The organism is uncultured Streptococcus sp. (assembly GCF_901875575.1).
Classification (GTDB): domain Bacteria; phylum Bacillota; class Bacilli; order Lactobacillales; family Streptococcaceae; genus Streptococcus.
The window spans coordinates 1-18,775 of record NZ_CABFMF010000066.1; the positions used below are offsets into that span (position 1 = coordinate 1).

The window sequence follows — 18,775 nt, forward strand, 5'->3', positions numbered from 1 at the left end:
GATCCAACGGATCCTAATACACCAAATGTACCAGTAATACCATACGTACCAGGATACACACCGAAGATTGGTGAAACACCATTACAACCGAAAGTGCCAAATGATCCAACACAAGGATACATTCCACCAGCGGTACCAACAGAACCTGGTAAGGATACACCGATTGAGTATGTAAAAGTTCCAAATACACCTAGTCCGGAAGAACCGGTAAAACCAACTCCAGAAAGTAATCATATTACAATCTGGGTGGATGAAAATGGTAAGCCATTGAAACCAGAAAAACCTGGAACTCATGAACCAGGAAATATTCCTGGATACAAATATATTACAACTGTAACGAAGGATGGTGTAACTATTCATAGATTTGAAAAGATAACACCGGTAGATCCTAATAATCCTGTTCCACAGAAACCGACTACACCGATTCCAACTCCACAAGATCCGACTATTCCAACACCAGAAAGTCAAATTCCAACTCCAAACACTCCAGAAGCAAATACTCCGACTTCTGAGACAAATAGAAGAGAGGAATTGCCAAACACAGGTACAGAAGCTAATGCTGGCTTGGCTAGTGCTGGTATCATGACCTTGTTAGCTGGTCTAGGATTAGGATTCTTCAAGAAGAAGGAAGAAGATGAGAAATAAAGCTCTTTATCAACTGTAGCAGGTTGAGAAAAGCTAAGATTAAGAAGAGGCTGAGAAAAAAGCCTCTCAAATCAGAAAAACGCATAGTATCAGGTATTGAAAAACTTGATACTATGCGTTTTATTGTGGGAAGATTTACTTCATTTTCTCCGGAAGTTGAGTTTTGGGCCAGTTTCTTTAAATTATATGTTATCTTAAATTCAGAATAGAGCATTATAACTTATAAAACATTGCTAGAAATTGATTCGACTTTACTATCCTATTTGTTCATAGTTTATTTCATTTTGCTATAAAGTTTGAGATTTCTTTTGTTGTTTCTACTCTTTTTCCGAATAAATAGATAGAAGCATCAAATCTAGTAAATTAGATTAAAAAATGTGCTATAATGAAAGGAGAGCAAATATGACTGTACGTCATCCGGGCATCAGCCCAACTAATGACTTGGTTGCTAAGAAAATCTTTAGCAATCCGGAAATTACTTGTCAATTTATTCGCGATATGCTGGACTTGCCAGCCAAAAATGTAACCATTTTGGAGGGGAGCAATATTCATGTCTTGCCTTCCCTACCCTACTCGGCCCAGGATTTCTATACTAGCATAGATGTCTTGGCGGAGTTGGACAATGGTACGCAAGTAATTATTGAAATCCAAGTTCATCATCAGAATTTTTTCATTAATCGTTTGTGGGCTTATCTGTGCAGTCAGGTCAATCAAAACCTAGAAAAAATTCGCCAGCGAGAAGGTGATACCCACCAGAGTTACAAGCATATCGCACCTGTTTACGCAATAGCTATTGTGGATAGTAATTATTTCCAAGATGATCTAGCTTTCCACAGTTTTAGCATGCGCGAGGACACGACAGGTGATGTTTTAACCATTATCAACAATGGTCAGGAAAATCATCTGGTCAAGATGGCGTTCTTAGAACTAAAAAAATACAGAGAAACCAGCAAGGATAGCGTTCGCAAGCCCTGGTTAGAGTTTTTTGGCAACAAGCCCTTTACTCAACAACCTGAGCGAGCCATCAGCCAGGCAGATCAACTGCTGGACTATAAAAGCTGGTCCGAGGAGGACAGGAAAATGTTTAGTCAATTACGTATGCGTGAAGAACAAGCCTTGTTAGCACATGATTATGCCTTGGAAACAGCTAGAGCAGAAGGTATTGAACAAGGACTGGAGCGTGGTCTTGAACGTGGGCGAGCTGAGGGCATTGAACAGGGACTTGAACGTGGAAAACTCTTTGCCTTCCTAGACATGGTTCGTCAAGGTCTTCTGACTTCGGAGATAGCCAGTCAGCAGTTGGGTATGTCAGTATCTGAGTTTGAGGCACTATTGTAAACGAGTAAAAATGTTTTACCAGCTATCTTGCAAAATAAATAGAGTTTCTAATCAAAATATTTTTGAATACTGAGAATAAGCAGAGCCGATTTTTCTAGGATATTTGAGTTAATACTTACCATTATCTTGAATGCCTTAGGGAAACATGCTATACTACTTGTATGATTATTTTACAAGCTAATAAAATTGAACGTTCTTTTGCAGGAGAGGTTCTTTTTGATAATATCAATCTGCAAGTTGATGAAAGAGACCGTATTGCCCTTGTTGGGAAAAATGGTGCAGGTAAGTCTACTCTTTTGAAGATTTTGGTTGGAGAAGAGGAGCCAACTAGTGGAGAAATCAATAAGAAAAAAGATATTTCTCTGTCTTACCTAGCCCAAGATAGCCGTTTTGAGTCTGAAAATACCATCTACGATGAGATGCTTCATGTCTTTGATGACTTGCGTCGAACCGAGAAACAACTTCGTCAGATGGAGTTGGAGATGGGTGAAAAGTCTGGTGAAGATTTAGAGAAACTGATGTCAGATTACGACCGCTTATCTGAGAATTTTCGCCAAGCAGGGGGCTTTACATATGAAGCTGATATACGAGCGATTTTGAATGGATTCAAATTTGATGAATCTATGTGGCAGATGAAAATTGCTGAGCTTTCGGGTGGTCAAAATACTCGCTTGGCACTTGCTAAAATGCTTCTTGAAAAGCCAAATCTCTTGGTATTGGATGAGCCAACCAACCACTTGGATATCGAAACCATTGCCTGGCTAGAGAATTACTTGGTAAACTATAGCGGTGCCCTTATTATTGTCAGCCACGACCGTTATTTCTTGGACAAGGTTGCGACGATTACGCTGGATTTGACCAAGCATTCCTTGGATCGCTATGTGGGCAACTACTCTCGTTTTGTCGAGTTGAAAGAGCAAAAACTTCTAACTGAAGCCAAAAATTATGAAAAGCAACAGAAGGAAATTGCTGCTCTGGAAGATTTTGTCAACCGCAATCTAGTCCGAGCTTCAACGACCAAACGTGCCCAATCTCGTCGTAAACAACTGGAAAAAATGGAGCGTTTGGACAAGCCTGAAGCTGGTAAGAAATCAGCCAATATGACCTTCCAGTCTGAGAAAACGTCGGGCAATATTGTCTTGACTGTTGAAAATGCGGCTATTGGTTATGATGGGGAAGTATTGTCAGAGCCTATCAGCCTAGACCTTCGTAAGATGAATGCTGTTGCCATCGTTGGTCCAAATGGAATCGGCAAGTCAACCTTTATCAAGTCTATAGTGGATCAAATTCCGTTTATCAAGGGAGAAAAGCACTTTGGCGCTAATGTTGAGGTTGGTTACTATGACCAAACCCAAAGCAAGTTGACACCAGGTAATACGGTGCTGGATGAACTCTGGAATGATTTCAAATTGACACCTGAAGTTGAAATCCGCAACCGTCTTGGTGCCTTCCTTTTCTCAGGAGATGATGTCAAAAAATCAGTCGGCATGCTGTCAGGTGGTGAGAAAGCTCGTTTGCTTTTGGCTAAATTGTCTATGGAAAACAACAACTTCCTGATCCTTGACGAGCCGACCAACCACTTGGATATTGATAGCAAGGAAGTGTTGGAAAATGCCTTGATTGACTTTGATGGAACCCTTCTATTCGTCAGCCACGACCGTTATTTTATCAATCGTGTAGCCACCCATGTTCTAGAATTGTCTGAGAATGGTTCGACTCTCTACTTGGGAGATTACGACTATTATGTCGATAAAAAGGCTGAAATGGAAGTCAGTCCGACAGAAGAAGCTTCAACTAGAAATCAAGCAAAGGAAGCAAGTCCAGTCAATGACTACCAGGCTCAGAAAGAAAGTCAAAAAGAAGTTCGCAAACTCATGCGGCAAATCGAAAGTCTAGAAGCTGAAATTGAAGAGCTAGAAAGTCAAAGTCAAGCCATTTCTGAACAAATGTTGGAAACCAACGATGCAGGTAAACTCATGGAATTGCAGGCTGAACTGGACAAAATCAGCCATCGTCAGGAAGAAGCTATGCTTGAATGGGAAGAATTATCAGAGCAGGTGTAAAATGGAACATCTTGGAAAAGTATTTCGTGAATTTCGGACAAGTGGAAATTATTCTTTAAAGGAGGCTGCAGGCGAGTCCTGCTCCACCTCTCAGTTATCTCGCTTTGAGCTTGGAGAGTCTGAACTAGCAGTCTCACGTTTTTTTGAGATTTTGGATAATATTCATGTCACAATCGAAAATTTCATGGATAAGGCAAGGAATTTTCATAATCATGAACATGTTGCAATGATGGGACAAATTGTACCTCTTTACTACTCAAATGATATTGCAGGTTTTCAAAAGCTTCAAAGGGAACAACTTGAAAAGGCTAAGAGTTCGACGAATCCCCTCTATTTTGAGCTGAACTGGATTTTGTTGCAAGGTCTGATTTGTCAAAGAGATGCGACTTATGAGATGAAGCAGGATGATTTGGATAAGGTAGCAGATTATCTCTTCAAAACAGAAGAATGGACCATGTATGAATTGATTCTTTTCGGGAATCTCTATAGTTTCTACGATGTGGACTATGTCACTCGGATTGGTAGAGAAGTTATGGAGAGGGAAGAATTTTACCAAGAGATTGGTCGCCATAAGAGATTGGTGTTGATTTTGGCTCTCAATTGTTACCAGCATTGTTTAGAGCATCTTTCTTTTGACAATGCAAGCTATTTTGAGACTTATACAGAGAAGATTATTGGAAAAGGGATCAAGCTTTATGAGCGTAATGTTTTTCATTATTTAAAAGGCTTTGCCTTATATCAAAAAGGACAGTGTAAAGAAGGTTGTAGCAAAATGCAAGAGGCCATGCATATTTTTGATGTGCTAGGTCTCCCAGAGCAAGTAGCCTACTATCAGGAACACTACGAAAAATTTGTCAAAGATTAATTTTCCCAAATAAGGGAAAAAATAAAAAGCTCCTTTCGGTTTTGATACAATAGTTTCAAAATTTGAGAGGAGTTTTTATATGAATCGCTATGCAGTACAGTTGATTAGTCGTGGAGCTATTAACAGAATAGGGAATATGCTCTATGATTATGGAAATAGTGTCTGGTTGGCGTCCATGGGGACTATCGGTCAGACAGTTTTAGGAATGTATCAGATTTCTGAACTCGTCACATCTATTCTCGTCAACCCCTTTGGCGGAGTCGTTTCAGACCGTTTTTCTCGTCGTAGGATTTTAATGGCGACGGATCTTGTTTGTGGGATTCTTTGTCTGGCTATTTCTTTCATAAGGAATGATAGCTGGATGATTGGGGCTTTGATTGTTGCCAACATTGTGCAGGCTATTGCTTCCGCCTTTTCTCGTACAGCCAATAAAGCTATCATAACTGAAGTGGTGGAGAAAGATGAGATTGTGATCTATAATTCTCGCTTAGAGCTGGTTTTGCAGGTTGTAGGTGTTAGCTCTCCTGTTCTTTCCTTCCTTGTTTTACAATTTGCAAGTCTCCATATGACGCTACTGCTAGACTCGCTGACTTTTTTCATTGCTTTTGTTCTAGTGGCTTTCCTTCCAAAAGAGGAAGCAAAAGTTCAAGAGAAAAAGGCTTTTACTGGGAGAGATATTTTTGTAGATATCAAGGATGGGTTACACTATATCTGGCATCAGCAAGAAATTTTCTTCCTTTTGCTGGTAGCTTCCAGCGTTAATTTCTTTTTTGCCGCTTTTGAATTTCTCCTCCCCTTTTCGAATCAGCTTTATGGGTCAGAAGGAGCCTATGCCACTATTTTAACTATGGGGGCTATTGGTTCCATCATTGGGGCTCTTCTAGCTAGTAAAATTAAAGCTAATGTTTATAATCTTTTGATTTTACTGGCTTTGACAGGTGTCGGAGTTTTTATGATGGGATTACCACTTCCAAATTTTCTTTCCTTTTCTGGAAATTTAGTTTGTGAATTGTTTATGACGATTTTTAATATTCACTTTTTTACTCAGGTGCAAACCAAGGTTGAGGGGGAATATTTGGGGAGAGTATTAAGCACAATTTTTACCTTAGCTATTCTATTTATGCCTATTGCCAAAGGCTTTATGACAGTCCTGCCAAGTGTGCATCTCTCTTCTTTCCTGATAATTGGAAGCGGGGTTGTCATTCTGTCTTGTCTATCCCTCGTGTATGTTCGAACTCATTTTGAAAAAGAGACATAAGTCTGCTTGGACTTCAAAAATAATTCCAATCTAAGTATTTTTCCGTCCTTCTCGTTTGTGAGGAGGGCTTAGTTTATGGTAAAATGGTCTTATGAATAAAAGAATGAATGAGTTAGTCGCCTTGCTCAATCGCTATGCGACTGAGTACTATACCAGCGATAATCCCTCGGTTTCAGATAGTGAGTATGATCGCCTTTACCGTGAGTTGGTTGAGTTGGAGACTGCCTATCCAGCTCAAGTGTTAGCAGATAGTCCGACCCATCGTGTTGGTGGCAAGATTTTAGATGGTTTTGAAAAATACAGTCATCAGTATCCTCTTTATAGTTTGCAGGATGCTTTTTCACGTGAGGAGCTTGAAGCTTTTGATGCGCGTGTTCGTAAGGAAGTGATCCATCCAACCTATATTTGTGAGCTGAAAATCGATGGCTTATCTATCTCTCTTACTTATGAAAAGGGGATTTTGGTTGCTGGGGCAACACGTGGAGATGGTTCTATTGGTGAAAATATCACAGAAAATCTTAAACGTGTTAAGGATATTCCTTTGACCTTGCCAGAAGAACTAGATATCACCGTTCGTGGGGAATGTTATATGCCACGCGCTTCTTTTGACCAGGTCAACCAAGCACGCCAAGAAAATGGAGAGCCTGAATTTGCCAATCCTCGTAATGCAGCGGCAGGCACCCTACGTCAGTTGGATACAGCAGTAGTTGCCAAGCGCAATCTTGCTACCTTCCTCTATCAAGAAGCCAGCCCTTTAACTCGTGACAGCCAAGAAAAAGTTTTGAAGCACCTAGAACAGCTCGGTTTTGTAGTCAATCCTAAGCGGATCTTGGCTGAAAGCATAGATGAAATTTGGGATTTTATTCAAGAAGTAGGAGAGGAACGGGAGAATCTGCCTTATGATATCGATGGGGTGGTGATCAAGGTCAACGACCTAGCAAGCCAAGAAGAACTCGGCTTTACCGTTAAGGCTCCAAAGTGGGCAGTAGCCTACAAGTTCCCAGCTGAAGAAAAAGAAGCTCAACTACTCTCAGTTGATTGGACAGTTGGCCGTACGGGTGTGGTAACTCCGACTGCCAATCTGACCCCTGTTCAGCTTGCTGGTACAACTGTTAGCCGTGCAACTCTGCACAATGTGGATTATATTGCTGAAAAAGATATCCGCAAAGACGACACGGTTATCGTTTATAAGGCTGGTGATATCATACCTGCTGTTTTACGAGTGGTAGAGTCCAAGCGGGTTTCTGAAGAAAAACTAGATATCCCTACAAACTGCCCAAGTTGTGACTCTGATTTGCTACACTTTGAAGATGAAGTGGCTCTCCGTTGTATCAATCCACGTTGTCCTGCTCAAATCATGGAAGGTTTGATTCACTTTGCTTCTCGTGATGCTATGAATATTACAGGTCTTGGTCCATCTATTGTTGAGAAACTCTTTGCTGCAGATCTAGTCAAGGATGTGGCAGATATTTACCGTTTGAAAGAAGAAGATTTCCTCCTTTTAGAAGGTGTTAAGGAAAAGTCCGCTAGTAAACTTTATCAGGCTATCCAAGCATCTAAGGAAAATTCTGCCGAGAAACTCTTGTTTGGTTTGGGAATTCGCCATGTAGGAAGCAAGGCCAGTCAGCTCTTACTCCAACATTTCCATTCGATTGAAAATCTGGCTCAGGCAGATCCAGAGGAAGTGGCTAGTATTGAAAGTTTGGGTGGTGTGGTTGCCAAGAGTCTTCAGACATATTTTGCGACAGAAGGCTCTGAAATTCTCCTCAGAGAATTGAAAGAAACTGGGGTCAATCTGGACTATAAAGGACAGACTGTAGTAGCGGATGCAGCCTTGTCAGGTTTGACAGTGGTATTGACCGGAAAATTGGAACGTCTCAAGCGCTCAGAAGCTAAAACTAAACTCGAAAGTCTGGGTGCCAAAGTAACAGGCAGTGTTTCTAAAAAGACCGACCTCGTCGTTGCAGGAGCAGATGCTGGAAGTAAACTTCAAAAAGCACAAGAACTTGGTATCGAAGTTCGAGACGAAGCTTGGTTAGAAAGTCTGTAAAAGACTGAGATTTAGTATTTTAAAATAGAATCAAAAAGTAAGAAAAGAAAGATAAGATATAAAATGATGTACAACTACCCTATGCGTATTCATTACCATCGTAAAAATGGTGAATACGACACATGTTCTTTTGTCAAAAGTCAAGATCAGAGAATCGATTTATTAACCTATAAGGAAGATTATTTCGGCGCCTTATTTACCTTTGAACACTCGAGTGATAGAGCTGTCGAGACCCTAAATTTTGTGGTTCATACAGGTCAAACAAATAAGGAATACTCTATCCGTTTTAACTATTATCCACTTTTGACAGAAGTATGGATTTTAGAGGAAGATGATCGGATTTATTATTCAGAAAATCCTGCTATTGCAAGTCCTGCTTATAAAAATCAAAATCCTTTCGCTTTCGATAAAGCTATTAATAGCGCTAGTTTTGACCATCATTGGGGTTATCAGGGTGAGCTAGGCTGCCAAGTAGAGGACGATAAGGCTAGCTTTGCTCTTTGGTCGCCAACGGCAACAGAAGTACAAGTTGTCGTGTATGAATCTACTGCAAATGATGCTCCAGTTTGGAAAAGATTTGATATGAAGAGAGGTAATAGCTATTCATATAATCACAAGGATAATACGATTGGAGTGTGGACTTTAGATGTCGAGGAAGATTTAAGAGGTAAGGCTTATCAGTATCAGGTCCAATTTCCACATCATCAAAGTCTTACTCGTGACCCTTATACTATCGCGACCAGTCCTGATGGGAAACGTTCTGCAATCCTTGGTCATGCTGAGAAGCAAATAGAAAACTTTGAAGTTAAACATGGAAAAGAAGCGAGCTGGCGATTAGAAAATCCTTGTAAGGCAGTTATCTGTGAAATGCATATTCGAGATTTAACCCAATCACCAACATCTGGAGTTGATGACAAGCTTCGTGGAACTTTCTTAGGTGCTGCCCAAACAGGGACTGTCAACCAATATGGACAAGCGACAGCCTTTGATTACATCAAGAGTATGGGTTATAATTATGTGCAACTGCAACCAATTGCAGATCGTCATAAGGAATATGATTCAGAAGGTAATGTGACCTATAACTGGGGTTATGACCCACAAAACTATAATGCACCGGAAACAAGTTTATCAACAAATCCTGACGATCCAGCCCAAGTCATTCGTGATTTGAAGACTATGGTTCAGGCTTATCATGAAGCAGGAATTGGTGTCATTATGGACGTTGTCTACAACCACACTTTCTCAGTAGTGGATGCACCTTTCCAAACAACAGTTCCTGATTATTACTATCGAATGAATCCTGATGGTACTTATCAAAATGGAACAGGTGTTGGTAACGAGACAGCAAGTGAACATGAAATGTTCCGTAAGTATATGATTGACTCCCTCATTTACTGGGTAACAGAATACAACATCGATGGTTTCCGTTTTGATTTGATGGGAATTCATGATGTTAAAACCATGCAGATGATTCGTCAGAGTTTGGATGAAATTGACCCTAATATCATCTTATATGGTGAAGGCTGGGACATGGGTACTGGTCTTGCCCCTTATGATAAGGCCAAGAAAGACAATGCTTATCAAATGCCAAATATTGGCTTCTTTAACGACAATCAGCGTGATGCAGTTAAGGGTGGGGAAGTCTATGGTTCTATCAAATCTGGTTTTGTCAGTGGTGCAGCTACCGAGCCTATTCTTGCAAAAGCCATCCTTGGTAGTCGTGAATTAGGATCATATATTCGTCCAAATCAAGTACTCAACTATGTCGAAGCTCATGATAACTACAATCTTCACGACTTGTTAGCAACCCTACATCAGGATCAAAGTTCTGAGCAGATCATGCGTAAGGTAGAGACCGCAACAGCTATGAACTTACTCATGCAAGGCATGACCTTTATGGAAATTGGTCAAGAATTTGGTCGTACTAAACTTGTTGCGACTGGTCCAAATGGGGAATTAACACACGATGATAGAGAACGTGCCATGAATAGCTACAATGCCCCAGATAAGGTCAATCAAGTTGATTGGGATTTACTAAATGAACGCCAAAATAGTATAGACTTTGTTCGTAAAGTTATTCAGTTAAAAACTCAAACAGATGCCTTTTCTTATCCTACTTATGAAGAAATCTATCATCATGTCTTTGTCCATTCGGCGAATGAACACAGTGGTTGGATTGTATATGAAGTTCATGGAAAAGAGCATTTACTAGTCGTATTCAATGCTAAAGGCAAACCTCAACGTTTTGAAAATGCGGGCAGTTTGCAGCTACTTGTTACAAATACAACTTCCCTTGAAGAAGATATACTTGGTGACATAAGTGTTAGTGTCTTTAAAGTTTTGTAGAATAGATTTACAATTTAAATTCATTTGCAGTACCTTATCTGTTAAAAACCATAAAATCAGGAAATTCATTTCCTGGTTTATTTTTTTATTAGAAATTAAATTTTTGTTAGTAAAATAACGAACTTTATGGTAGTATTGTAAAAAAACATTTCGTTTTCAAAGTGTTTCTGAAAAATACTTGATTTACAAGTGAAGAAATAAGTTAATTTATTGAAGACTTTCAAAATAATTTTAATCTTTCTTAGTAATACACTTGAATCTTCCATAAAAAGGTAGTATAATAAATTTATAGAAAACGCTTACAGAAATAGGAGGGTGTATGGATAAGAAAAAAGCTTTAGAAACTTTTATGACAGGTGAGAATTTTCACCTCCAGCATTATCTGGGAGCGCATAGGGAAGAAAAAGATGGTGAGTCTGGCTATACTTTCCGAGTTTGGGCACCCAATGCTCAGGCAGTTCACTTGGTAGGGGATTTCACCAATTGGGTTGAAAATCAAATTCCGATGGAACGGAATGAATTTGGAGTTTGGGAAGTCTTTACAAGTCTTGCTCAAGAAGGCCAAATTTACAAGTACCATATCACACGTGCAAATGGTCATCAGCTTATGAAGATTGATCCTTTGGCTGTACGGTATGAGGCACGACCTGGTACTGGAGCTATTTTAACAGATATTCCTGAAAAGAAATGGAAGGATGGCCTTTGGTTGGCCCGTAGAAAACGAAATGGGTTTGCACAACGTCCTATTAATATCTACGAAGTTCACGCTGGATCTTGGAAGAGAAATCCTGACGGAAGTCCTTATCGTTTCAGTCAACTAAAAGACGAACTGATTCCTTATTTAGTTGATATGAATTATACACACATAGAATTCATGCCTTTAATGTCCCACCCACTTGGTTTGAGTTGGGGTTATCAGCTAATGGGTTACTTTGCTTTAGAGCATACTTATGGAAGTCCTGAAGAATTTCAAGATTTTGTTGAGGAATGCCATTTAAATAATATCGGAGTTATTGTAGATTGGGTTCCTGGACACTTTACTATTAATGATGATGCCTTAGCATATTATGATGGTACACCAACTTTCGAATACCAAGACCATAATAAGGCTCATAACTACGGTTGGGGAGCTCTCAATTTTGACCTTGGAAAAAATGAAGTCCAGTCTTTCTTGATTTCTAGTATTAAGTTTTGGATTGACTTTTACCATTTGGACGGTATCCGCGTGGATGCAGTGAGCAACATTCTCTATCTTGACTACGATGATGCTCCCTGGACACCCAATAAAGATGGTGGCAATCTAAACTATGAAGGATATTATTTCCTAAAACGCTTGAATGATGTGATTAAACTTGTTCATCCAGATGTTATGATGATAGCTGAGGAAAGTTCATCAGCTACTCAGATTACTGACACCAAGGATTCAGACGGTCTTGGTTTTGATTACAAATGGAACATGGGTTGGATGAATGATATCCTCCGATTCTACGAAGAAGATCCGATCTATCGTAAATACGACTTTAACCTGGTGACTTTCAGCTTTATGTATGTCTTCAAGGAGAATTATCTCTTACCATTCTCGCACGATGAAGTGGTTCATGGTAAGAAGAGTATGATGCACAAGATGTGGGGAGATCGTTACAATCAATTTGCTGGCTTGCGCAATCTCTACACTTACCAAATTTGTCACCCGGGTAAGAAATTGCTTTTCATGGGTAGCGAATACGGTCAATTTCTAGAGTGGAAATCTGAAGAACAGTTGGAATGGTCTAACCTAGAGGACCCAATGAATGCGAAGATGAAGTATTTCACTTCTCAGTTAAACCAGTTTTACAAAGACCATCGCTGTCTGTGGGAAATCGATACCAGCTATGATGGTATAGAAATCATCGATGCAGATAATAGAGACCAGAGTGTTCTGTCCTTCATTCGTAAGGGTAAAAAGGGCGATATGTTAGTCTGTGTCTTTAATATGGCACCTGTTGAAAGACAAGATTTTACCATTGGTCTACCTGTTGCTGGTATTTACGAAGAAGTGTGGAATACTGAGTTAGAAGAGTGGGGCGGTGTCTGGAAAGAACACAATCAAACTGTTCAAACGCAAGAAGGACTATGGAAGGATTATGAGCAGACCTTGACCTTTACCTTACCAGCAATGGGGGCAAGTATTTGGAAAATCAAGCGTCGCTTGAAAACTGTTAAAACTATTAAAAATCAAAAACATAAAGGAGTAGAAAATGAAGAATGAAATGTTAGCTTTGATTCTTGCTGGTGGGCAAGGAACTCGTCTTGGGAAACTCACTCAAAGCATTGCTAAACCAGCTGTACAATTTGGTGGGCGCTACCGTATCATTGACTTTGCTCTTTCAAACTGTGCCAACTCAGGCATTAACAATGTTGGAGTCATCACACAGTATCAACCACTTGCTCTTAACAATCATATTGGAAATGGTTCAAGTTGGGGTCTAGATGGTATTAATTCTGGTGTCTCTATCCTCCAACCTTATTCCGCAAGTGAAGGAAATCGTTGGTTTGAAGGAACTAGTCACGCTATTTATCAAAATATCGACTATATCGATAGTGTCAACCCTGAGTATGTCTTGATTCTGTCTGGGGACCACATCTACAAAATGGACTATGATGCTATGCTCCAATCTCACAAGGATAATAATGCTAGTTTGACAGTAGCAGTTCTTGATGTTCCTCTTAAAGAAGCCAGTCGTTTTGGTATCATGAATACAGATGCTAATAATCGTATTGTAGAATTTGAAGAGAAACCAGCCCAACCAAAATCTATCAAAGCCTCTATGGGGATTTACATCTTTGATTGGCAACGTCTCCGCAATATGTTAGTCGCTGCTGAAAAGAGCAATGTCGATATGTCAGACTTCGGTAAGAACGTCATTCCAAATTACCTTGAGTCAGGTGAAAGTGTCTATGCCTACGAATTTAATGGTTATTGGAAAGACGTGGGTACGATTGAGTCACTTTGGGAAGCCAACATGGAATACATTTCTCCAGAAAATGCCTTGGATAGCCGTAATCGTCAATGGAAGATTTACTCAAGAAACTTAATTTCACCACCAAACTTCCTTGGGGCAAATGCTCATGTGGAAGATTCCTTGGTTGTAGACGGATGTTTTGTTGATGGAACGGTTAAACACTCTATCCTTTCAACAGGTGCGCAAGTTCGCGAAGGAGCAGAAGTAGTAGATTCAGTTATCATGAGTGGAGCCATTATTGGACACGGAGCTAAAATCAAACGTGCTATTATTGGTGAAGGTGCAGTTATTTCTGATGGTGTCGAAATTGATGGAACAGAAGAAGTACAAGTTGTAGGATATAATGAAGTAGTGGGGGTAGCAACAGATGAAGATTGATAAATATTCTGCCATTTTAGGAAACACAGTTGGTTTTCATGATATGTCAACATTGACAGACCACCGTCCAGTAGCTAGTTTGCCATTTGGCGGTAAATATCGTTTGATTGACTTCCCGCTCTCAAGTCTTGCCAATGCTGGTGTTCGCAGTGTTTTTGGTATTTTTCAGCAGGATAATATTAGTTCTGTTTTTGACCATATCCGTTCAGGGCGTGAGTGGGGCTTGTCAACTCTTCTTAGTCACTATTATCTAGGAATTTATAATACACGCGTTGAGAGTAGCACAGTAGGAAAAGAATATTACCAACAGCTTCTTACTTATCTAAAACGTTCTGGGTCAAACCAAACAGTATCACTCAACTGTGATGTCCTAATTAATATTGATTTGAACCAAGTGTTCCACCTTCACAATACAACGAAGGGGCCTATTACAGTTGTTTATAAGAAACTTCCTAAGAAAGATATCTCAGAAGTGAACGCAATCTTGGAAGTAGATGAAACAGACCATGTTCGTTCTCATAAACTATTTGATAGAAAATCAACAGAAGAAATATTCAATATGTCTACAGATATTTTTGTTGTTGATACACCTTGGTTGATTGAGCGCTTAGAAGAAGAATCTAAGAAAGAACATCCAGAGAAATTGCGCTATGTTTTACGTGATTTAGCTGCAAAAGAAGGGGCTTTTGCTTACGAGTACACAGGCTACCTTGCAAATATTCACTCTGTAGAGTCTTATTACCAAGCTAACAAAGATATGCTTGAATCGCAAAAATTCTACTCTCTTTTCTCACCAAACCAAAAGATTTATACAAAGGTTAAGAATGAAGAACCAACTTACTACGCTAATACATCTAAGGTAAGCACTTCTCAGTTTGCTTCTGGTAGTATCATTGAAGGTCAAGTGGCTAATTCTGTTCTATCACGTAATATTCATATTCACAAGGATAGCTTGGTTAAAGATAGTATCTTATTCCCTCGTGTTGTTATTGGAGAAGGTGCTCAGGTAGAATATGCTATCTTGGACAAGGGTGTTGAAGTTGCGGATGGAGTTGTGATCCGTGGAACTGCAGAACATCCAGTCGTCGTTAAGAAAGGTGCTAAAGTAACAGAGGATATTCATTCATGAAAATTTTATTTGTAGCAGCAGAGGGTGCACCCTTTTCAAAAACAGGTGGTCTGGGAGACGTCATTGGTGCTCTCCCTAAATCACTAGTTAAAGCAGGTCACGAAGTTGCAGTTTTTCTACCCTACTATGACATGGTAGAAGCTAAGTTTGGAGATCAGATTGAAGATGTTCTCCATTTTGAGGTCAGAGTTGGGTGGAGAAGCCAGTACTGTGGAATTAAGAAAGCAGTTTTAAACGGTGTAACCTTCTACTTTATTGACAACCAGTATTATTTCTTCCGTGGTCATGTTTACGGTGATTTTGATGACGGAGAACGCTTTGCTTTCTTCCAACTTGCTGCCATTGAGGCTATGGAAAGGATTGACTTTATCCCTGACCTTCTTCATGTTCATGACTACCATACAGCTATGATTCCTTTCTTGTTAAAGGAAAAGTACAATTGGATTCAAGCTTACCGTGGTATTAAAACTGTTTTAACCATTCATAACTTGGAGTTCCAAGGTCAGTTTTCTGAAGGAATGCTTTGGGATCTATTTGGAGTTGGCTTTGAACGTTATGCTGATGGGACTCTTCGTTGGAAAGATTGTCTCAACTGGATGAAGGCAGGAATCCTATACGCAGACCGTGTAACAACCGTTTCCCCTAGCTATGCTCATGAAATTATGACAAGTCAATTTGGCTGTGGTTTGGATCAAATTCTTCGTATGGAATCCGGTAAAGTATCTGGTATCGTAAATGGTATCGATACAGATATTTATAATCCGGAGACAGATGCACTTTTAGACTATCATTTTGACAAAGAAGACTTATCTGGAAAAGCTCAAAATAAGGCAAAATTGCAAGAAAGAGTTGGCTTGCCAGTTCGAGCAGATGTTCCTTTAGTTGGAATTGTTTCTCGTTTAACACGTCAAAAAGGATTTGACATCGTTGTTGAGAGCTTGCATCGATTCCTGCAAGAAGATGTGCAAATTGTTCTTTTGGGAACTGGGGATCCAGCATTTGAACAAGCATTTTCTTGGTTTGCACAAGTTTATCCAGAAAAACTATCTGCCAATATTACCTTTGATGTCAAGCTAGCTCAAGAAATTTATGCAGCGAGTGATCTTTTCCTCATGCCAAGTCGTTTTGAACCATGTGGTTTATCTCAAATGATGGCCATGCGTTATGGAACCTTACCGTTGGTACATGAAGTTGGAGGTTTGCGAGATACCGTTCAAGCCTTTAATCCAATTGAAGGTTCTGGTACAGGATTTAGTTTTGACAATTTGTCACCATATTGGTTGAATTGGACTTTCCAAACAGCTTTGGACTTGTATAGAAATCATCCTGACGTTTGGAGAAACTTACAAAAACAAGCTATGGAGTGTGATTTCTCATGGGATACAGCCTGCAGGTCATACCTTGACTTGTACCATAGTTTAGTTAATTAATAGATAAAATCGTATGATGACTTCATACGATTTTTAGGCTGTTTAGATAGGAGGAGTGATGTCTCAAGTAAAAGGATTGTGTGTTATGGATGTTGATGGAACATTAATCCTAGAAGAAGTGATTGATCTTTTGGGAAGAGAGGCAGGTCGTGAGGAGGAAATTTCGCAGATTACAAGTCGGGCAATGCGAGGAGAGTTGGACTTTGAAAGCAGTTTAAGAGACAGAGTTTCCTTATTGGAAGGCCGTCCTATTTCGGTCTTTGATACAGTCTTCAGTTCTATTCATCTATCACCAAATGTCCAGGAATTCATTTCTATTCTCCAAAAGAATGGCATCCTAGTTGGTCTGGTGTCTGGTGGATTTACACCAATAGTTGAGAGATTAGCAAAATCACTTGGAATCGCCTATTTTTCTGCCAACCAACTTGAAGTCAAAGATGGTCTTCTAACAGGAAAATTAGTTGGACAAATTATAAGTCCTGAGGTTAAAAAAGAGACTCTAGAACAATGGAGAAAGGAACTCAAACTTCCTAGAGAAAGAACAGTTGCAATCGGTGATGGGGCCAATGACCTATTAATGTTGAAGTCATCAGGACTGGGAATCGCCTTTTGTGCAAAAGATGTGCTGAAAAAAGAAATACCACATCATATTGACAAGAGAGATTTTTTAGAAGTTCTTCCTTTGATTGACTGTTTAGAATGAGGGAAAATATGAAGATTGTAATTGCACCAGATTCATTTAAGGAAAGCTTGAGCGCTGAAGAGGTGGCTGAATCAATAAAAAGAGGCTTCCAACAATCGATAGCAGATGTAGACTGTCTCCTCTGCCCTGTTGGTGATGGGGGAGAAGGTACTGTAGATGCTATCCGACATTCTCTTGACCTAGAAGAAAAATGGATCCAAGTGACAGGCCCTTTTGGCCAAAAAGAAGCCATGAGCTATTTTCAAAAAGGGGGACTGGCACTATTTGAAGTTGCTGATTTAGTTGGCCTTGGAAAGATTCCGCTAGAGAAACGAAATCCACTGAAAATCCAAACTTGTGGTATTGGAGAGTTGATTCGTCATCTCATTGCTCAAGGGATTAAAGATATCTATATCGGCGTTGGTGGCACGGCCAGTAATGATGGTGGAATTGGAATTGCTGCTGGTTTGGGTTATCAGTTCTATGATAAGAACGGAATGGAATTATCAGGAACAGGGGAAACATTACTGGTCTTAGACTCTGTATCAAATGAAATAGCTTTTAAAATACCTGATGATGTTGAGATTCGTATCCTAGCTGATGTGAAAAGTCCTTTATGTGGACATGAGGGTGCAACTTACACATTTGGAAAACAGAAGGGGCTTGAGCATCATTTGTTTGAACCCGTCGATTTAGCAATTCAGAGTTTTTATGAGAAAAATGCTCCTATGACACTTAAACTTCAAGGAGCAGGAGCTGGTGGAGGTATTGCTGCAGGTCTATGTACTTTTGCTCAAGCTCGTATCGTTTCTGGAATTGACACTTGCTTGGATTTGATAGACTTTGATAAAAAAGTGGCAGATGCAGACTTAGTCATCGTAGGAGAAGGCAGGCTGGATTGTCAAAGTTTGGTAGGAAAGGCACCGATTGGTGTAGCAAAAAGAACCCCTGCCGGAGTTCCTGTTATTGCTATTTGTGGCAGTCTATCAGAGGATTTCCCTCCCCTAGCATTTGAAAATATCTTAGCGGCTTTTTCAATATTAGAGAAAAGCGAACCACTTGAAGATAGTTTAAACAATGCAAGTCGGTATATAGAGAACACTGCTGCAAATATAGGTCGCTTGTTGAACCTTGGAAAAATTTAACCAAACCATTTTTTCCAGATAGATTTTTTTGCTGACTCTTCTTTTTTACTTTCCCAGAGATTTGAAAATGCAATCTTTATATCTTTTTCATTAATTTGACTAACATGATCAGTATGGAAAATCAGCCCAAAAGGAGAAGAAGTGAGATCATCAGATACTATAGTCGCCTGACAATCTGCTTCCTTAGCTTGTTTCAGATAAAAAACTTGTTTGTCAAATTCTATTTTAGGATTAATTTTTAGAAAAAGAGGCTGCTCTTGCTCTTGAAAGTTTTCTAAAACAGAAAGAAAATCTTTTTGTAATTCTGGGCTATTGGCTGTCTCCATATCAGCAAAACCAAGAACTCTTTCTTCAAATGTTCCAAGATACCGACGTTGTTCATCGGGGTTTAACTTAGCTCCACCCTGAGCTTTTTCTAGTAGTTGTTTTGATAAATCTGTCATG

At 39.6% G+C, this 18,775-nt stretch carries 14 protein-coding genes; 13 read left to right on the plus strand and 1 reads right to left on the minus strand.

Features of this window, described 5'->3' with window-relative positions; translation table 11 throughout:
• The 13 genes from QZ114_RS08570 to QZ114_RS08630 form a co-directional block, all read left to right on the plus strand.
• The coding region (locus QZ114_RS08570; RefSeq protein WP_295502209.1) for an LPXTG cell wall anchor domain-containing protein at positions 1–645 on the plus strand (645 nt) is incomplete at its 5' end.
• 402 nt (positions 646–1,047) lie between these two features.
• Positions 1,048–1,983 (plus strand): Rpn family recombination-promoting nuclease/putative transposase, encoded by a 936-nt coding sequence (locus QZ114_RS08575; RefSeq protein WP_295502216.1) that lies wholly within the window; start codon positions 1,048–1,050, stop codon positions 1,981–1,983.
• Between the two features lie 161 nt (positions 1,984–2,144).
• Positions 2,145–4,046, plus strand: coding sequence for an ABC-F family ATP-binding cassette domain-containing protein (locus QZ114_RS08580; protein ID WP_295502222.1), 1,902 nt, complete (start codon positions 2,145–2,147; stop codon positions 4,044–4,046).
• Between the two features lies 1 nt (position 4,047).
• Positions 4,048–4,911, plus strand: coding sequence for a MutR family transcriptional regulator (locus tag QZ114_RS08585; protein WP_295502229.1), 864 nt, complete (start codon positions 4,048–4,050; stop codon positions 4,909–4,911).
• 79 nt (positions 4,912–4,990) lie between these two features.
• Positions 4,991–6,169, plus strand: coding sequence for an MFS transporter (locus QZ114_RS08590; protein ID WP_295502244.1), 1,179 nt, complete (start codon positions 4,991–4,993; stop codon positions 6,167–6,169).
• Positions 6,170–6,260: 91 nt separating this feature from the next.
• Positions 6,261–8,219: an NAD-dependent DNA ligase LigA gene (ligA, locus tag QZ114_RS08595; protein ID WP_295502252.1), complete on the plus strand. Its 1,959-nt coding sequence runs from the start codon at positions 6,261–6,263 to the stop codon at positions 8,217–8,219.
• Positions 8,220–8,285: 66 nt separating this feature from the next.
• Complete coding sequence (pulA, locus tag QZ114_RS08600; RefSeq protein ID WP_295502405.1) at positions 8,286–10,565, plus strand: type I pullulanase; 2,280 nt, start codon at positions 8,286–8,288, stop codon at positions 10,563–10,565.
• A 319-nt stretch (positions 10,566–10,884) separates the two neighbouring features.
• A complete protein-coding gene (gene glgB / locus QZ114_RS08605) occupies positions 10,885–12,813 on the plus strand; it encodes a 1,4-alpha-glucan branching protein GlgB (protein WP_295502258.1) in 1,929 nt (642 codons plus the stop codon).
• Positions 12,803–13,945, plus strand: a complete 1,143-nt coding sequence (locus QZ114_RS08610; protein WP_295502264.1) for a glucose-1-phosphate adenylyltransferase — start codon at positions 12,803–12,805, stop codon at positions 13,943–13,945. Before glgB ends, QZ114_RS08610 begins: the two co-directional genes overlap by 11 nt.
• A complete protein-coding gene (glgD, locus tag QZ114_RS08615) occupies positions 13,935–15,074 on the plus strand; it encodes a glucose-1-phosphate adenylyltransferase subunit GlgD (protein ID WP_295502270.1) in 1,140 nt (379 codons plus the stop codon). The genes QZ114_RS08610 and glgD overlap by 11 nt, the downstream gene beginning before the upstream one ends.
• A complete protein-coding gene (gene glgA / locus QZ114_RS08620; RefSeq protein ID WP_295502276.1) occupies positions 15,071–16,504 on the plus strand; it encodes a glycogen synthase GlgA in 1,434 nt (477 codons plus the stop codon). Before glgD ends, glgA begins: the two co-directional genes overlap by 4 nt.
• A gap of 58 nt (positions 16,505–16,562) precedes the next feature.
• Entirely contained in the window at positions 16,563–17,207 is a 645-nt protein-coding gene (serB, locus tag QZ114_RS08625; protein WP_295502282.1) for a phosphoserine phosphatase SerB, read from the plus strand.
• 8 nt (positions 17,208–17,215) lie between these two features.
• A complete protein-coding gene (locus tag QZ114_RS08630) occupies positions 17,216–18,331 on the plus strand; it encodes a glycerate kinase (protein WP_295502289.1) in 1,116 nt (371 codons plus the stop codon).
• Here QZ114_RS08630 and QZ114_RS08635 read toward each other — a convergent pair.
• Entirely contained in the window at positions 18,328–18,774 is a 447-nt protein-coding gene (locus QZ114_RS08635) for a DUF1694 domain-containing protein (protein ID WP_295502293.1), read from the minus strand. The genes QZ114_RS08630 and QZ114_RS08635 overlap by 4 nt on opposite strands.
• Position 18,775 lies beyond the last annotated feature (1 nt).

Bases quoted from the DNA above. Each gene is read 5' to 3' on its own strand.
- QZ114_RS08575 (WP_295502216.1), top strand. From the start codon at position 1,048: ATGACTGTACGTCATCCGGGCATCAGCCCAACTAATGACTTGGTTGCT.
- QZ114_RS08580 (WP_295502222.1), top strand. From the start codon at position 2,145: ATGATTATTTTACAAGCTAATAAAATTGAACGTTCTTTTGCAGGAGAG.
- QZ114_RS08585 (WP_295502229.1), top strand. From the start codon at position 4,048: ATGGAACATCTTGGAAAAGTATTTCGTGAATTTCGGACAAGTGGAAAT.
- QZ114_RS08590 (WP_295502244.1), top strand. From the start codon at position 4,991: ATGAATCGCTATGCAGTACAGTTGATTAGTCGTGGAGCTATTAACAGA.
- ligA (WP_295502252.1), top strand. From the start codon at position 6,261: ATGAATAAAAGAATGAATGAGTTAGTCGCCTTGCTCAATCGCTATGCG.
- pulA (WP_295502405.1), top strand. From the start codon at position 8,286: ATGTACAACTACCCTATGCGTATTCATTACCATCGTAAAAATGGTGAA.
- glgB (WP_295502258.1), top strand. From the start codon at position 10,885: ATGGATAAGAAAAAAGCTTTAGAAACTTTTATGACAGGTGAGAATTTT.
- QZ114_RS08610 (WP_295502264.1), top strand. From the start codon at position 12,803: ATGAAGAATGAAATGTTAGCTTTGATTCTTGCTGGTGGGCAAGGAACT.
- glgD (WP_295502270.1), top strand. From the start codon at position 13,935: ATGAAGATTGATAAATATTCTGCCATTTTAGGAAACACAGTTGGTTTT.
- glgA (WP_295502276.1), top strand. From the start codon at position 15,071: ATGAAAATTTTATTTGTAGCAGCAGAGGGTGCACCCTTTTCAAAAACA.
- serB (WP_295502282.1), top strand. From the start codon at position 16,563: ATGTCTCAAGTAAAAGGATTGTGTGTTATGGATGTTGATGGAACATTA.
- QZ114_RS08630 (WP_295502289.1), top strand. From the start codon at position 17,216: ATGAAGATTGTAATTGCACCAGATTCATTTAAGGAAAGCTTGAGCGCT.
- QZ114_RS08635 (WP_295502293.1), bottom strand. From the start codon at position 18,774: ATGACAGATTTATCAAAACAACTACTAGAAAAAGCTCAGGGTGGAGCT.